Raw genomic sequence first — 16,841 nt, forward strand, 5'->3', positions numbered from 1 at the left:
TGCGACCTGGCCCCGCGCGACGACCACGGCAAGACCGTTTCAGCGAAGCCCGGCGATCACCGCGCGGGCCCGCGCAGGCGCACAGGAGACCGCCCGTATGTCCGACATCCCCCTCCCCCTGATCTGGATCCTCGTGGCACTGGCCGTCGGTGGCGGCTGGCTGTGGCTGCGGTGGCGCATGCGCGAGCACGGTCCCACCATCATCGACACGCCACCGACGCCGGACTGGCACGCCTTCGATGCCGACGAGACCCTCAGCCGACTCGACGCCCCGGCCGCGGGGCTGAGCGGCACGAGCGCCGCGCGCCGCCTCGCCGAGCACGGTCCCAACCGGCTGCCCGAGGGCGAGCAACGCGGCCCCTGGGCGCGCTTCCTCGCCCAGTTCCACGACGTGTTGATCTATGTGCTGCTGGTCGCCGGGGTGGTCACCGCGCTGCTCCAGCACTGGCTCGACGCCGGGGTGATCCTCGGCGTGGTGCTGGTCAACGCGATCATCGGCTTCGTCCAGGAGGGCAAGGCCGAGGACGCGCTGCGCGCCATCCGCGACATGCTCTCGCAACACGCCCTGGTGTGGCGCGACGGACGACTGGTCACGGTCGAGGCGAGCGATCTGGTGCCGGGCGATCTGGTGCAGCTGCAGTCGGGCGACAAGATCCCCGCCGACCTGCGGCTGCTCAAGGTCAAGGGACTGCAGATCGAGGAGGCGGCGCTCACCGGCGAGTCGGTGCCGGTCGAGAAGGGCGTCGAGCCCCTGGCCAGCGACGCCGCGCTCGCCGATCGGCGCTGCATGGCCTACTCCGGCACCCTGGTCACCGCCGGTCAGGGCACCGGGGTGGTGGTGGCCACCGGCGGCGCCACCGAGATCGGCCGGATCAGCGCCCTGGTCGCCGGGGTCGAGCAGATGACCACCCCGCTGCTGCGCCAGATGGCCCAGTTCGGGCGCTGGCTGACCGCGGTGATCCTGCTGGTGGCGGGGCTGGCCTTCGCCTTCGGCGTACTGGTGCGCGACTACACCGCCGCCGAGATGTTCCTCGCCGCGGTGGGGCTGGCGGTGGCGGCCATCCCCGAGGGGCTGCCGGCGATCATGACCATCACCCTGGCGATCGGGGTGCAGCGCATGGCCGGGCGCAACGCCATCATCCGCCGCCTGCCGGCGGTCGAGACCCTGGGCACGGTGGCGGTGATCTGCTCGGACAAGACCGGCACCCTCACCCGCAACGAGATGACCGTGCGCACCCTGGTCGACGCCACCCAGACGGTCGAGATCGAGGGCAGCGGCTATGACCCCCACGGCGGCTTCAGCGTCGCCGGACAGGCGCTGCAACCGAGTGACGACGCGCTGCTCGGGCGCATGCTGCGGGCGCTCGTCTGCTGCAACGACAGCGCGCTGGAGCAACAGACCGAGGGCTGGCGGGTCAACGGCGACCCGATGGAGGGCGCGCTGCTGGTCGCCGCCATCAAGGCCGGACTCGATCCCGAGACGTTGAACCGCGAGCTGCCGCGCACCGACCTGATCCCCTTCGACTCGGCGCACAAGTTCATGGCCACCCTGCACCACGACCACCAGGGCGAGTGCGTCGTCTTCGTCAAGGGTGCACCCGAGGCGCTGATCGAGCGCTGTGAACAGGTCCAGGGTGTCGCTGGGCCGCAGACGCTCGATCGCGCCGACTGGCTCGCGCGCATGGAGCAACTGGCCGACGCCGGCCAGCGGGTGCTCGCGGTGGCGCTCAAACCGATGCCGGGCGGCACCACCACGCTGGGGTTCTCCGACCTCGACCAGGGGTTGGTACTGCTCGGTCTGGTCGGACTCCAGGACCCGCCGCGCACCGAGGCGATCAGCGCGGTGCGCGCCTGCGCCGAGGCCGGCATCCGGGTGAAGATGATCACCGGCGACCACGCCGCCACCGCCCGCGCCATCGCCCGTCAGGTGGGGCTCGCCAACCCCGAAGCGGTGCTCACCGGTGCCGAACTCGATGGTCTCGACGAGCCGGCGCTACGTGCCCGGGTCGACGAGGTCGACGTCTATGCCCGCGTCACCCCCGAGCACAAGCTGCGGCTGGTCGAGGCGCTGCAGGCCGAGGGCCGGGTGGTGGCGATGACCGGCGACGGGGTCAACGACGCCCCGGCGCTCAAGCGCGCCGACGTCGGCGTGGCGATGGGGATCAACGGCACCGAGGCGGCCAAGGAGGCCGCCGAGATGGTGCTCGCCGACGACAACTTCGCCTCCATCGCCAACGCCGTCGAGGAGGGACGCACCGTCTACGACAACCTCAAGAAGGCGATCGTCTTCATCCTCCCCACCAACGGCGGCGAGGCGCTGGTGGTGCTCGGCGCCCTGGTGATGGGCTTCCACCAGTTCCCGCTGACCCCGGTGCAGATCCTCTGGGTGAACATGATCACCGCCGTCACCCTCGCCCTCGCCCTGGCCTTCGAGCCGCCCGAACCGGGGGTAATGGCCCGCGCCCCGCGCGATGCTCGCGCGCCGGTACTCGATCGGCGCCACCTGTGGCGCATCGGCTATGTCTCGCTGATCCTGATGATCGGCACCTTCGGGCTGTTTCTGTGGTCGCTGGCGCGGGAGGCGAGCATCGAGGAGGCGCGCACCGTGGCGGTCAACACCCTGGTGATGTTCGAGATCTTCTATCTGTTCAACGCCCGCTATATCGACGCCTCCGCACTCGGCCTGCGCGGTCTGTTCGGTAACCCTTACGCCCTGCTCGCGGTGGCGGTGCTGCTGCTCTTCCAACTCGCCTTCACCTACTTCGGCCCACTGCAGCAACTCTTCGGCACCGCACCGATCGGCGGTGGCGACTGGCTGGCGATCGTGCTGGTGGGCTCGACGGTGTTCTTCCTGGTCGAGTGGGAGAAGGCGCGGATCCGACGCCGCATCGCGCCCTCAGGAAACGGCGCGTAGACGCTGGCGCTGCACGGCCGGCCGTGCCGGGCGCTCGTAGGAGACCCGCACCGCGCCGGCGCCGAGCAGCTGGCGCAGCCGCTTGAGCAGCAGATCGGTCGGCTGCACCCGGTGCTCCTCGCCGAGCACCAGCTCGCCGCAGGCACCGGGACGGCGATAGCGCAGCCGCACCGGCAGGTCGCCGTCACCGAACTCGGAGAGCAGCGCGGCGAGCGCCTCGACCCGTTCCAGCCCGGCGGCGTGCGCCACCGGGTCGGAGAGGTCGAGTTCGAGCATCAGGTGATCGGCACGCGCCGCGCGCGCCTGCTCGAAGGTACGCACGTCATCGGCGCGCAGGCTCCAGCTGTCACGGTACTCGTCGAAGCTCAGGGTGCCGGTGATGGCGAGGATCTGGTCGGACTGCAGCAGATGACGACATTCCTCGTAGAGATCGGAGAACACCGTCGCCTCGATGCGCCCGGTGCGATCATCGAGCACCACCGAACCCATCCGCCCACGCTGGGTCTTGCCGTGACGCACCCCGACCACCAGCCCGACCACGGTACGCTTCTCGCGATCGCGCCCACGCCGCCCCTGGTCGCGATCGGTCTCGAGCAAGCGGCCGATGCGCAGCCCCACCATGGCGCCGAGTTCCTCCTCGAAGCGATCGATCGGGTGACCGGTGAGATAGAGGCCGAGGGTCTCCTTCTCGCCAAGCAGACGCTGCTCGTCGTCCCAGTCGGGGTGCGGCTCACGTGCCAACTGGGGATCGGGCTCGGGGGCCGCAGCGTCCTCCAGCGCGCCGAACAGGTCGCCCTGCCCGGCCGCCTCGGTGGCGTGCTGCTGCTCGGCGAACTTGAGCGCCAGCGGCAGCTCGGCCATCAGGGTGGCGCGGTTGGCGCCGAGCTCGTCGAGCGCACCGGCACGGATCAAGGCCTCGAGCACCCGGCGATTGGCGCGGTGCAGGTCGATACGCAGGCAGAAGTCCCAGAGGTCACGGAAGGGACCGCCGGCCTCGCGCGCGGCGATCATCGACTCGATCGCGCCCTCGCCGACGCCCTTGATCGCGCCCATGCCGTAGATCACGGTGCGATCGCCGGAGACGGTGAAGCGATAGGCCGAGCGGTTGATCGCCGGCGGCTCGACGGCGAGCTTCATCGCCCGGCACTCGTCGATCAGGGTCACCACCTTGTCGGTGTTGTCCATGTCGGCGCTGAGCACCGCGGCCATGAAGGCGGCCGGATAATGGGCCTTGAGCCACAGCGTCTGGTAGCTGACCAGGGCGTAGGCGGCCGAGTGCGACTTGTTGAAGCCGTAGCCGGCGAACTTGTCCATCAGATCGAAGATGTAGGTCGCGGTGGCCAGCTCCACGCCGCGCTCGACCGCGCCCTTCTCGAAGATGGCGCGCTGCTTGTCCATCTCCGACTGCTTCTTCTTGCCCATGGCGCGGCGCAGCAGGTCGGCGCCACCGAGCGAATAGCCGGCCAGCACCTGGGCGATCTGCATCACCTGCTCCTGATAGAGGATGACGCCATAGGTGGGCTTGAGGATGGGTTCGAGCGCCGGATGCGGATAGGCGACCTCGGCGCGACCGTGTTTACGGTCGATGAAGTCGTCGACCATGCCCGATTGCAGCGGACCGGGACGGAACAGCGCCACCAGCGCGGTCATATCCTCGAAGCTGTCGGGCTGGAGCTTCTTGATCAGCTCCTTCATACCGCGCGATTCGAGCTGGAAGACGGCGGTGGTCTCGCAGCGTTTGAGCAGTCCGTAGGCGTCGTCGTCGTGGGGGTCGATGAGGTTGATGTCGAGCGGACCCTCACCGTGTTGCGCACGCGTCTCGTTGATGGTCTTGAGCGCCCAGTCGATGATGGTGAGGGTGCGCAGACCGAGGAAGTCGAACTTGACCAGACCGACCTGCTCGACATCGTCCTTGTCGTACTGGGTGACCAGATTCTCGCCGCCGGGCTCGCAGTAAAGCGGTGCGAAGTCGGTGAGCACGGTCGGGGCGATGACCACACCCCCGGCGTGCTTGCCGGCGTTGCGGGTCAGCCCCTCGAGCTTGCGCGCCATATCGATTAGCGCGCGCACCTCCTCGTCACGCTCATAGGTATTGGCCAGGTCCTCGCTCTCGATCAGCGCCTTCTCCAGGGTCATCCCCAGCTCGAAGGGCACCATCTTCGCCACCCGGTCGACGAAGCCGTAAGGATGGCCCATCACTCGCCCGACATCGCGCACCACCGCCTTGGCCGCCATGGTGCCGAAGGTGATGATCTGCGACACCGCGTTGCGCCCGTACTTGTGCGCCACGTAGTCGATGACGGTATCGCGTCCCTCCATGCAGAAGTCGACGTCGAAGTCGGGCATGGAGACGCGTTCGGGATTGAGGAAGCGCTCGAACAGCAGATCATGCTCGATCGGGTCGAGGTCGGTGATCTTGAGCGCGTAGGCCACCAGCGAGCCGGCACCCGAGCCACGCCCCGGCCCCACCGGGATACCGTGTTCCTTGGCCCACTGGATGAAGTCGGCGACGATCAGGAAGTAGCCGGGGAAGCCCATCTTGAGGATCACGTCGAGTTCGACAGCGAGGCGCTCGTCGTAGACCTTGCGCTGCTCGACGAACGCCGGCGCACTGGTGTCGAAGGTGCGCCCGAGGCGCCACTCCAGGCCCTGACGCGCCTGCTCGGTGAAGAAGGTCTCGATGGTCATCCCCTCGGGCACCGGGAAGTCGGGTAACGAGTGGGTGCCGAGGGTCAGCTCGAGGTTGCAGCGTTTGGCGATCTCGACCGAGTTCTCCAGCGCCTCGGGCAGGTCGGCGAACAGCTCGGCCATCTCCTCGGGGGTGCGCAGATACTGCTCGGGGCTGTAACGGCGCGTGCGGCGCGGGTCGTCGAGGGTGCGTCCGTCGTGGATGCACACCCGCACCTCGTGGGCGTCGAAGTCCGCCGCGGCAAGGAAGCGCACGTCGTTGGTGGCCACCACCGGGGCGTCGCGGCGCAGCGCCAGCGCCACGCTCGATTCGACCAGCCGCGCCTCGCGCGGACGACCGGTGCGGATCAGCTCGAGATAGTAGCGATCGCCGAACACCGCCTGCCAACGCGCCAGACGCCGCTCGGCGAGCGCCGCGTCACCGTCGAGCAGCGCCCGACCGACATCGCCCTCGGGACCGGCCGAGAGCGCGATCAGCCCCTCGGCGGCGGCCTCGACCCAGTCGCGTTCGACCATGGCCACGCCCTGGTGCTGACCCTTGACGTAACCGCGCGAGATCAACCGGGTGAGGTTGCGATAGCCGGTGGCGTTCTCCACCAACACCACCAACCGGAACGGTCGATCAATATCGTCGGGGTCGCGGATCAGCAGGTCGGCGCCGGCGATCGGCTTGATGCCGGCGCTGAGCGCCGCCTTGTAGAAACGCACCAGTGCGAACAGGTTGCACTGATCGGTGATCGCCACGGCGGGCATCCCGGCGGCGGCGGTGGCCTTGATCAACGGCTTGATCCGCACCAGGCCGTCGACCAGGGAGTACTCGGAGTGGACGTGGAGATGGACGAAGCTGGGTTCCACGGGTGTCCTGCTGAAGTCTGTCGGGAGATAAGGGACGCAGCGACCGGGACCGGATCTCGACGCCGCCCGCCGGCCAACGGCGGCGTGCGATCGCCACCCCGTGAGGGGCGCGCGCGATCAGGTGACCGGGATGGCGGCCCTACGGCACGGCGTCTCCCCGGCAGCCGGACAGACGCACACCGGCGCCGCCCGCCGGGATCGTTCGGCCCATTGTAAGCCCTCGAGCGAGGGCTGCACGATCAACCGCTCAATCGGTCGGGGGGAGGCGTGTGCAATCGAGACGACGCAGCGGCCGTGCGACGAGCTGCCGGCGACGCTCGCGAACGTCGTCGAACACCGGGGTGAAGCGCCCCACGAGGTCTTGCGACGGCCGCTCGCGGACCTCACCGAGCGCCAGGTCGAAGGCCTCCCAGGCGCGCTCGAAGACATCGAGCCGATCGCGCGCGAAGCGCTCGCGCACCCGCGCCACCGCCGCATCGGCCCGGCCGCGATCGCCCTCGGCCAGCCCCTGCAGCAGCACCAGCGCATGACTGACCTGATAGTCGACCTGACGCTCGATCTTGGCGATCTCGCGCGCCAAGCCATCAAGGGTGGCACGCAACCGCCGTACCGCGCCATCGTCATCGAGACAGGCGAGGCTGGCACGTGAGTCGCGCTCCTTGTCGAGCATGGTGTAGAGCAGCCGACCATTGAGCCGGACGTTCTGGATGGTCGCCACCGCGCTGGTCACCCGTGCCTCGAGCTTGTCCTGCTCGGCGGTGTTGATCGCGCTCTCAGAGGCACGCAGCGCCTCCTCCACCGCGAGCAGCTGACGCGCGTCGGCCGCCGAGATCGAACCGCGACGCCGTAGCTGTGCGATCAGTGCATGGGCCTGATCGCGAAATGCCGCGCCAGGGGTCTCGCCGACCGCCGTCAGCCGCGCGTTCGACGCCTCCAGCGCGGCCTCAAACTCGGGGTTGAGATAGCCCGAGCGATAGCCCTGTTCAGCGTTCCAGCCATCGACCAACACCGGCGCGACCAGCGCCAGGCGCAGCCCACCATAGGTGGTCCGTGCCTCGCCCTCGGCGGTGTAGAGCGGCAGCTCGGCACGGCGCGGCACCCCGGCGATAGCGCGAGGCGTGACCAGGCTGCCACCGCGCAGGACCAACCCACCGCGGGTACCGTGCACACCATCGGGACGGACCAGCCGGAACAGCGACTGGGTGATCTCCTCGGCGTTACCGATAACGTCATAGAGCCCAGCGAGATTGGGCTTGCGGGTCCCGACCAGGGCGCGATCGGCGCCCGCCCCAGGCCCGGCCAAGTTGGCGACCTCGTCGAGCCGACCGATGCGTGTCTGCTCACCGTCGCGGATCAGATAGCTGGTCTCGAGCATCGCCTCGGCGCTGATCGCACCGCCGCGCGCGGCGAACTCCCACTCCGCCTCCGAGGGCAGGCGCACGAATCCACTCGACCCCCGCTCCCAGGGAACCACCAGTGACAGCGACGGCTCACCGCGCGCGGCGCGCGCCTGGTTGACGGCGATGCGTCTGTTGTTCTCGGCGATGAGATAGGCGTTGAGCGCGCGGGTGAAATCGACCGCGTCGTAGTACCCCAGCCCGAGCTTGGCCCGCACCCGTGGCGGCGGGGTCCGCGCAGCCAGCGCGCGCGTTGCCGCACAGACCTCGGCCTGGCGCGCCGGCGAGGGCAGCTGCGGCGCGGCGAAGGCGGTCAGCGCGCCACTCTCATAGAGGCTCCACTGCAGTTCGGTGAGCTCGTAGGTGGACATGTAATAGGAGCGATACACCACCCCCTGATAGCGGCCACGTACCAGACGCCCATCACGATCGATGGTGAAACCACCGGCGATGGTCTCGAAGCGCCGCCCCTGGGCATAGCGCAGCCGCACCTGATCGTCGCTGGCCACTCCACCGAGATCGACGGCGACCTGATCGAGCACGTCGGTGGCAGGCGCGTCGATGCGCTGGAACAGCAACGACCGATCACACGGCAACGGCACCACCAGGGTACGCGGCAGACGCTCACCGACCGGCGCCGGCGCCGGACAATCCGCCCCCTCCTCGGCGCTCAACGCGCGGAAGTGACCCGGGGCATCGCGCATGCACCAATCGGCGTGTTGCGGCAGATGATCGGTCGGGGCGGAGGCGTTGGCGCCCGGCGTGCCAGCGCCTAGGGTCAGCGCGACACTCAGGGCCAGGCAACGGGAGACGGTCTTGCTCGACATATCAGTCCTTGCGAATCGCTGCGGTAAGCTCGGCGCTGCGCAAGCGCAGCGTCGCATAGGTCGACCCGACGACACCGATCAGCAAGGCCGCCAGCGCACCGAGCATCAGGTCACCGAGAGGAAAGGGATGGAGGTGCTCGAGACCGAGCAGGCTGTGGCCCAGGGCCTGCAGCGGCGCCTGGGCCGCCAACGCCGTCAACAACGCCAGCGCACAGCCACTGGCGACCAGCAGCAGGCTCTGCGACAGGCGCAGCAACGCCAGCTCGCGGCTGCCGAAACCGAGCACCACCAGCAACGCGAGATCGCCGGTCTTGCGCTCGGCACTCAACCACTCGAGCAGGAACAGGCTGACGCAGAAGCCCAAGGCACCGAGCACCAGCAGCATGCCGAAGGCGGCATCGATGCCACGTTCGAGCCCCTGTAGACGGGCGATCTGGTCGGAGTGCAGTCGCACCTCGTCGAAGCCTGCGGCCTGCAGCCGCTCGCGCAGCGCCGGCGCAAGATGGATGGTCGGGGCATAGACCCGGATCGACGGCCAGGTGAGCGTGGCCTGCTCTGGTAACCGTGGAAAATCGGCCCGCGTCACCTCGTGGTACTGGAAGGCGCGGATCGCCCGCGCCAGCGCGGGTGAGACGAACACATTGGCACGCGGCCAGCGCGACGCCGGGACCACCGCCACCAGGGTCAGGGGCAGGAACTCGCGTTCCAGCCGCCCATCGCTCTGACGGGTCACCTGCACCACCACCCGATCGCCGACCCCGACACCGAGCTTCGCCGCCGCTGCAGCACTGCACCCGACCTCGGTCATCCCCTGCGCCACCGCATGACCGGCGAACACCGGATCACCCGGCAGGGTGGTACGCAACCCCAGCGTGACGAACTGTCCCGGGCCGGGCAGCGCCTCGCCGGCCGGGGCCGGCGCCCAGTCGTGGGCACGCACCGAGAACACCGGCTCCGGGGTGACGAAGCCGACCTCCGGCCAGGCGCGCAGCCGCGCCAGCTCGGCCTCGCTCAGCCAACCGCGCGTCCCCGTCCCCCCCAGCACCAACACCTCGCGGTTGGAGACATCGCGCGCGATCTCCTCGGTCCAGGCCGAGACCAGACCGACCTTGGCGACATAGAGCAGGGTCGCCGGGGTCATCACCACCATCAGCAACAGGATGGTGAGCAGTGCAGCGAGGCGATCGGCCCACAGGTCGGCGAGCGCGAAGCGCAGGGCGGTCGAGACGCGCGACATCGCTCAGCCCCCCAGCGCACACAGCCGACGGTGCCCCGGCGAGACGCCGCGTAGCGCACACAGCCGGAAGCCGGCGGCGCGGGCCCGTACCTCGTCGTGGGTGACGATCAGCACCGCACAACCGTGGCGGCTGGCAAGCTCGCCGAGCGCCGTCATCACCGTCGTCGCCGCAGCGCCGTCGAGCGCACTGGTCGGCTCGTCGGCGAGCACCAGCGGGCGTGGCGCCACCAGTACTCGCAACAGCCCGAGCCGCTTGCGTTCACCGCCGGAGAGCTCGGCCCGTCCCCGTTGCAATGCCGCGCCGAGCCCGAGCCGCTCGGCGCCGATGGCCAGCCGCTCGAGCAGCGCCGCATCGATCCGCTCACCGGCCACCCGCGCTGCGGCCAGGGCATTGTCGCGGGCCGAGAGGAAGGGCAGCACCCCACCCGACTGCACCATATAGCTCAGATGGCGTGCCCTGAAGGCGGCGCGTGCATTCAACCCGCCACGCAACGCCAGCTCGCGGGCGTCATGCCCGGCGATCTCGAGCGCGGCGAGCCGGGTCGGGCGCTGCAGCAGCGCCACCAGTTCGAGCAGGGTGGTCTTGCCGATCCCACTGGGGCCGACCAGCGCGACCCGCTCCCCCGCGGCCAGACGCAGCTCGGGAAGCTCCAGGGTAAAACCCCGGGCGGCATCCCCGACCCGCAACTCGGCGGCAGCCAACCGCAGCATCAGGGCAGATCCCGCAGCGGCAGCGGATAGAGCTGTTCCTCGGAGCGCTCGCTCAGCCGCATCCAGCGCTGATCGCTGGTGAGGATCTCACGATAGCCGGCGAGCTTCGCCCGCACCTCGTTGAGCAACGCCTCCTGCCCCTGACCGAGGCCGAGGAACTGCTCGCGGTCGAGCCCGAGGAGCTTGGAGCGATAAGGCAGCGTCTTGAGGAAATCGGCAGTGACCGCCGGCAACAGCGGATCGACCACCGCCCGTCCTGCCTGACTGCGGGCACCGTCGTGGAACTCCGAGAGGTTGGCCTGCTTGCTGTCGACCTCGTCGATGATCCGCGCCAGCGCGGCGGCGAGCGCCTCGAGCTGGGCGCGGGTCACCAATACCGAGACCCGCAACGCCTGCTCATGCTGATTGATCAGATCGCGATCGGCGGCCCAGGCGCGATAGAACTTGGGCGGCTCGACCCCCTCGTGTGCACCGAGATAGACCTGCTGGTAGCGGAACAGATCGCTGAGGATGGGACGTGCGGCCAGCTCGGCGGTGTCCTCGGTGAGCACCTCGCGCCCGGCCAACAGGTCGAGCACCCGATACTGGTCCTCGGCATCGGCCGGTGGCGCGATCTCACGTCCGGCGGCGGCATCGACCAGCACCCCGACGAGATCGTCCTCGACCGCCGCCAGGGCGCGGCCGAAGGTACGTGGCGCGCTACCCTCGACCGGGTAATAACGCCCCAGCCCCTCGTACTGGGCCTGGGCGCGCGGGATCTCGGCGCCACCGGCGAGTTCGCGCGCCTGCGCGGTGCGCAGGTGGAGCACATGCACCGAGATATCGCGCTGATCCATGATCGCGCGGACCGAGGGCGACCCGAAGCCGGGATGTCGCGCCTTGTCATCGGTCTCGGCGCGCGCGCTGGCATCGGTGATCAACAGCACCAATCGGGCGTCGACCTCGTCCCAGTGGAGGTCGTGGGCGGCGCTACGCAGCCCGGCGAAGGCATCCTCGCGCCAGTCGACGGTGGAGACGGTCGCCGGCTGCACCGCATCGATCTCGGCGAGCTGCGCCCGTCCCGAGACCGGGGTGGTGAGGTCGCTGAACACCCGGGTGACGTAGCCGGCCCCGGGGGCGGCGGTGATGTTGTCGCGGAAACCGACCAGCGCGAAGCGGAAGCGCTCGGACAGCCCACGTTGATCGAGCCGGGCGTAGATGTTGCGCACGAAGTCCTTGGTGGCCTCGATATAGGGCCCCATCGAGCGGGTGGTGTCGATGACGAAGGCCACCCCGATATGGAAATCGGCGAGCGGGTTGCCGCCACCGCCCCGAGCCGAGGTCTCGGCGATGGTGGTGGCCGCCTCGGCGCGCGAGACGGCAGTCTCGGTGAGCCCGGCGAGCTGCAACAGCATGACGTCGAGATAGGCTCCGTAGTTGAAGTAGCTCGCCTGGTGCCCGAGGATCGGCATCAGATAGGTGGCATCGTGCGCCACCGCCCGTCTCGGCTCGACGGTGAGGATACTGCCTTCGCCATTCTCACCTTGTGCCACCGCCGCGCGCAGACGCTCGACCCGTTTCGGCCCGTCGGCGGCCGCAACGACGTCGGCAAGGCGCTCGCGCGAGGAGAAGAACAGCACCGGCCCACGGGTATCGGTGCGCGGCGCATACTCCATCACCAGCATCGAGGTCCAATCCTCGGTGGCGTGATGACGGACCCAGCCATCGACCCGGTCGGCGCGCGCGCCCACTGCCAGCCAGGTCTGCCCGTCGGGCTGGGTCCGTTCACCGTAGACGTAGAGCACGGAGAAGGTGTCGAGCGGGCGCAGCTCTCCGGCAGGCGTACGCAGCTGGGCATCGGGACGACTGAGCACCCGACGCCACAGCCCCGGCGCGGCGCCTTCCAACGGCTGTTCCAGACCGGCGACCGAAAAATCGGCGCGCGCCGGCGCGCGCCCCGCATCCCTAGATGTCAGGCCACCGGTGACGGCCCGGGGTGACGAGGCCAGAGTGGCGGGCACCGACAGCGGCGCGGTCTGGGCCGGTGACGGTGCACTCACCACCGTCGACAGCGGCACGGTCAGCGCGGTCACGGTCTCGGTCAGACGCGCGCGCAACGCAGCGCCGTCGCCGCGATCGCGCTCCAGCTGCGCGGCCAGTGCCGCGCGCTGCGCCTCGGCCAGTGCCCGCCGGGCGACCTCGGCCGGTACGTCCTGCAGCGCACGCTCGTGTGCCGCGAGCGCGGCCTCGATACGATCGAGGCGTTGCACCGGGCTGGAGACATCGGTCGGCTGCGCGGCAGCCCCCATGGATGCGACCAGCGCGACGCCGAGCAGCATCCCCGGCAAAGGTCCCGGTTTCCGGCCCGCACCGACGCGCACCGCGTCAGCTCGGGTTCGCATCGGTTCACTCATCGCGCCCCCCCACTTCAGCGATATCGCCATCGGCCACCAGCACCTGTCCACGACCGGAGATCCACCCCAACAGCCGTCGTTGTCCCTGCGCCCCACGCAGGGTGCCGAGCACCACGAAGGCCTCGCCGGCGGCGATCTCAGCGACCGTCGTGGTCGAGTCGAGATCGGCATAGACGAGCTTGTCGAGGGTAGCCCGGACCACCCGGGGCGACGGTTCGAACGAGGTCAGCGGCATGGCGTCGCGCTGCGGCAGCGGTCGCGACTGGTCCTCGGCACGACTCACGGTCCCTGGTGGTAACCGCAGCCCATCGGCCGTAGCGCCGATCTCCTCCAGACAGGCCCGCATCAGCTCGACCTCCATCGCGGCCTCGGCGGCCTCGATCGCCAACCGATCGCGCGCGTGCTCGGCGGCGTCGGCCGCCTCGCGCGCTCGGGCCAAGGACTGCACCTCGGCCGCACCGGCCTGTTGCAAGGCCGTGAGCCGTTGTCGCGCGGCACGGGCACGCGTGGCCAACGCCGGTGACAACGGCGCCACCTCGACACCCACGTCATCGGTCGGCTCGGCCTCGGCGGCGAGCACCAGGCCGCTCGTCCCCGGCACCGACACGACGACCAGGAACCCCATTATCCACAGTCGTTGTAACATCCTCTCTCCCCTCGTCCGCCCCGACACGCCTTGCGCGCGACGGCGCTCAGTCCTCGACCAGACACCGCCGTTCGACGACCACCAGTAACAGCACCACGCCGCCCCAGAGCAGCGCCGGTAACGGCCAGCTCGGCAGCAGCGCCGCCGCCCCCACCGCGGCGAACGGCAGGATCGTCCGCCGCTCCGGGGTCATCGCCACCAGGCTCAACACGCATGCCAGCACGGCACCACTGACCACCCAGGGTGCCCAGGGTGCCGGCCCGTCGCTCAGGCCCACCAACCGTAGCGCCAAGGCCTCACCCTGCAGCACCAGCACGGTGGCGAGTAGCGCGATCCAGATCCCTCGCAGCATCACCGCCCCGCCCCGCACGCGCGTGATCACCACGATCAGCAGACAAAGCGTTGCCGCGACACAAAGCGCCGGCCAGTCACGCGCCCCCACGGCATCGGTGGCGAGTGCCGGCAACACCGCGAACCAGGCCCAGGTCAGCGCCCCTGGCCACAGCCAGGCGGCGAGCCAGCCGGCAACGAGCAGACAGGCGGCCAACAACATGTCAGAAATCGAGTTGTCGGCAAGTCGCGAGCAGACGCTCGCGCTCGGTGGCCAACCGCTCGAGCTTGGAGACGAGCTGATGGACCGAGATCTCGTGCGCGAAGGCGCGTTGGGCGTCGCGCTCGATCACCCCGAGGACGTCGATCAGCCGCCGTTCGAGCGCCCGCTGTCCGGCGGCGCGGGCGCGGGCCAATCGGGCCTGACCCTCGTCGCGCTTCGCCTCGGTACAGGCCAGCAATTGCGCCGCCAGCGCCTGCTGCCGCACGGGGTCGAAGTCAGCGATCCGTGGCGAGAACGCCTCCAGTCCGGCGACCCCGGAGGGCGCCTGACAATCACGCAGGAGCGCGCGCCGCAAGCGGGCGATCTCCCGATCCTTGACCTCGGCATGTGCCCACGCCCGGCGCGCGATCGCGGTCGCCGTATCGAGCTGGGGCCCGATCTCCATGACCTTCCAGGGACAGTCAGCCGCCTGTAGCGGTAGGGCCAGCCACAACAGCGGCAGCAGCAAAATACGGTACGTCTTCATCGGTGAGTGTCCTGATCGAGTGCGTTGAGCCGGGTGCGCGCCACCAGCGCCACCGGTGCCATGCAGTCGCCGGCGGCATACGCGGCCACACGCCCATAGGTCGCCGCCGCCTGCGCGAGACGCCGGGTGCGTTCCTGGACCATGCCCAGCAACAACGCACGACCGGGTCCATGAGCGGGACTGGCGGCGTTGGCCAGACGCTCGAGCCGGGCCAGCTGGGCATCGGTCCTGGCCAACCGATCGAGATAGACGATGGCACGCACCAGCTGCGCGGCGGCGGCGTCACAGTGCGCTCCCTCGGCGGCGTGATCGAGCAGCCGCATCAGTTCGACGGCCAGATAAGCCCAGGCGTTGTAGTGCCCCGGGTCATCGGCGACCGCCGCGCGCAGTGCCGCCAGGCGTGCCGCGCCATCGCTGACCAAGGCCTTGCGGAACCAGGCATCGGAGCGACATCCGGCGGGGGGATCGAGCGCCAACGCCGCCTCGGCGTCGGCACCAGCGCGCGTGCGATCGCCGGCACGGCGGGCGACCTCGCTCATCTCCAGACGGATCCGCCAGGCCATCGCCGGATACTCGGCCTCGAGTTCGGTCAGCAACGCCAGTCGCACCTCCGGGCTCGCCGCCAGCGAGGCGGCAGCGAAACGCGCGCGCGCGACGCGTGGCATCGGTGCCATCAGCTGGGCTCGACGCGCCCCACAGGTGTCCCCGGCGGGGATCAGCCCAGGGACGGCGGCCACACGCTCGGCCTCGTCATCGAGACGACCGCTGGCGAGCGCATCGAGTGCCTTGCGCGTCTGCTCGGTCTGCGCCGTGGTCGCCGCGGACACCGCCGGGGACTTGGGGCGCGGCGGTTCGAGCCGGGCCAGGCCCCCGAGTCCGAGCAGCGACAGTGCCGCGATCAGGGTAGCGAAGGCCCGTCCTGGTTGGGTCACGGCCATCAGTCGAGGGCCCCCGGCAACTCGAACACCCGCGCCGAGTGCTCGAACGGGATCGCCGCCTCGTAGCGCGCGGCAAACCAGCGCACCGGGGTCCCGGCCTCACGCAGCGCCCAATAAATCGGGGCCACCGTCGCCAGGCCATCGGGCAACACCAGGAAGGTCGGCGAGACGCGCGCACGCGCGTAATCCTCGCCCAGGGTCGCGACGAACGCGGCCAGCTCCTCGACATCGAGCTGGCGCGATTGCGCCTTGAGCACGGCATAGTCGGGGCGGAGGCTGGCGCGATAGTGGTTCCAGTCGCGCCGCGCCCGACGATCGACGATCAGACCCATCTGGCCCTGCGCGGTACGCGCATCGCCGGCGGCGGCCATGCAGGCACGCGCCAGCCCATCGAGATCGATGGCGACGACGCCGGCATCGCTGACCAGGAAGTAGCGATAGAGCGGTCGCATCACCGGATCACTGTCGGTGGGGAAACGCAGCCTCGCCTCATGGGTGTCGGGCGGGGTGTCCCCCGGCAGCCGCAACGGCGCCGCGACCACCACCAGGAGCATGGTGGCAAGGATCATCACCGCCAGCGCATTGGCGGCGACATCGAGAAAGCCGGTCTCGGTATCACGCCCGGCGGCGCTCAGCCCATCATCCCCCATCATCTCTGCGCGGCCTCGGCGTCGGGGTCGGGATCGATACCGAGTTCGTCGAGCAACGCCGCGAAATGGGCCTCATCGACCAGGGGCGCGATCTCGAAGCGATGGATGGGTTCACCCGAGGGATCGGTCTGCAGACCCAACTCGGCGCGTATCGCGAAGGCCAACGCCGCGGCCGAACGGCCGCGCGTCAGCTCGGTCTGGGCGCAGCCCGGGGTGATCCCGATCAGGAAGCGACCACCCGCCGGCGCCCACAGGCGCACCGCAGTGGCCAGGTCGGCACGATCGAGCGGCTGCACTCGGCCATCGGGGAGATGGCCGCGATAGCGCCCACCGGCATCGCAGAGGACGGCGCCGTCGAAGGGCGCGGCCACCCGCTCGCTCGGCACCACCACCTCCTGCAGGGCGAAGACGATGACGAAGATGCCAATGGTCGCCAGCAGCAAATCGACCAGCGAGGTCATGCCGGCGCCGCGGAACGCCGGGGCGGGTGGCGCGAACGGAAGGCC

Annotated in this window: 12 protein-coding genes; 1 reads left to right on the forward strand and 11 read right to left on the reverse strand. The window is 69.9% G+C overall.

The window, feature by feature from the left end:
• The first annotated feature begins 199 nt into the window (after positions 1-199).
• Complete coding sequence (locus HF203_RS00350) at positions 200-2,914, forward strand: HAD-IC family P-type ATPase (RefSeq protein WP_168665890.1); 2,715 nt, start codon at positions 200-202, stop codon at positions 2,912-2,914.
• On the opposite strand, the gene dnaE is transcribed toward HF203_RS00350, so the two are convergent.
• The 11 genes from dnaE to HF203_RS00405 all read right to left on the reverse strand — a co-directional run bounded on the left by dnaE (position 2,897) and on the right by HF203_RS00405 (position 16,796).
• Positions 2,897-6,457: a DNA polymerase III subunit alpha gene (dnaE, locus tag HF203_RS00355; protein ID WP_168665444.1), complete on the reverse strand. Its 3,561-nt coding sequence runs from the start codon at positions 6,455-6,457 to the stop codon at positions 2,897-2,899. The two genes, HF203_RS00350 and dnaE, sit on opposite strands and share 18 nt — an antisense overlap.
• A gap of 247 nt (positions 6,458-6,704) precedes the next feature.
• A complete protein-coding gene (locus HF203_RS00360; RefSeq protein WP_168665453.1) occupies positions 6,705-8,681 on the reverse strand; it encodes an SUMF1/EgtB/PvdO family nonheme iron enzyme in 1,977 nt (658 codons plus the stop codon).
• A gap of 1 nt (position 8,682) precedes the next feature.
• The gene (locus tag HF203_RS00365) at positions 8,683-9,918 is read right to left on the reverse strand and encodes an FtsX-like permease family protein (protein WP_168665455.1); all 1,236 of its coding nucleotides are present in this window, start codon (positions 9,916-9,918) and stop codon (positions 8,683-8,685) included.
• Positions 9,919-9,921: 3 nt separating this feature from the next.
• Entirely contained in the window at positions 9,922-10,629 is a 708-nt protein-coding gene (locus HF203_RS00370; RefSeq protein ID WP_168665457.1) for an ATP-binding cassette domain-containing protein, read from the reverse strand.
• On the reverse strand, positions 10,629-13,010 hold the full coding sequence (locus HF203_RS00375; RefSeq protein WP_168665459.1) for a vWA domain-containing protein: 2,382 nt from the start codon (positions 13,008-13,010) through the stop codon (positions 10,629-10,631). Before HF203_RS00375 ends, HF203_RS00370 begins: the two co-directional genes overlap by 1 nt.
• Positions 13,011-13,014: 4 nt before the next feature.
• A complete protein-coding gene (locus HF203_RS00380) occupies positions 13,015-13,668 on the reverse strand; it encodes a hypothetical protein (RefSeq protein WP_168665462.1) in 654 nt (217 codons plus the stop codon).
• Positions 13,669-13,714: 46 nt separating this feature from the next.
• Complete coding sequence (locus HF203_RS00385; protein WP_168665464.1) at positions 13,715-14,221, reverse strand: hypothetical protein; 507 nt, start codon at positions 14,219-14,221, stop codon at positions 13,715-13,717.
• Position 14,222: 1 nt separating this feature from the next.
• A complete protein-coding gene (locus HF203_RS00390; protein ID WP_168665465.1) occupies positions 14,223-14,747 on the reverse strand; it encodes a hypothetical protein in 525 nt (174 codons plus the stop codon).
• On the reverse strand, positions 14,744-15,679 hold the full coding sequence (locus HF203_RS00395; protein ID WP_168665467.1) for a hypothetical protein: 936 nt from the start codon (positions 15,677-15,679) through the stop codon (positions 14,744-14,746). Before HF203_RS00395 ends, HF203_RS00390 begins: the two co-directional genes overlap by 4 nt.
• Positions 15,680-15,684: 5 nt before the next feature.
• Positions 15,685-16,338, reverse strand: coding sequence for a hypothetical protein (locus HF203_RS00400; RefSeq protein ID WP_168665469.1), 654 nt, complete (start codon positions 16,336-16,338; stop codon positions 15,685-15,687).
• Positions 16,335-16,796 carry a hypothetical protein gene (locus tag HF203_RS00405; protein WP_168665471.1) on the reverse strand — a complete coding sequence of 154 codons (462 nt, stop codon included), beginning with the start codon at positions 16,794-16,796 and terminating at the stop codon, positions 16,335-16,337. The genes HF203_RS00400 and HF203_RS00405 overlap by 4 nt, the downstream gene beginning before the upstream one ends.
• Positions 16,797-16,841: the final 45 nt, after the last annotated feature.

The organism is Marichromatium bheemlicum (assembly GCF_012276755.1).
GTDB classification, from domain to species: Bacteria; Pseudomonadota; Gammaproteobacteria; order Chromatiales; family Chromatiaceae; genus Marichromatium; species Marichromatium bheemlicum.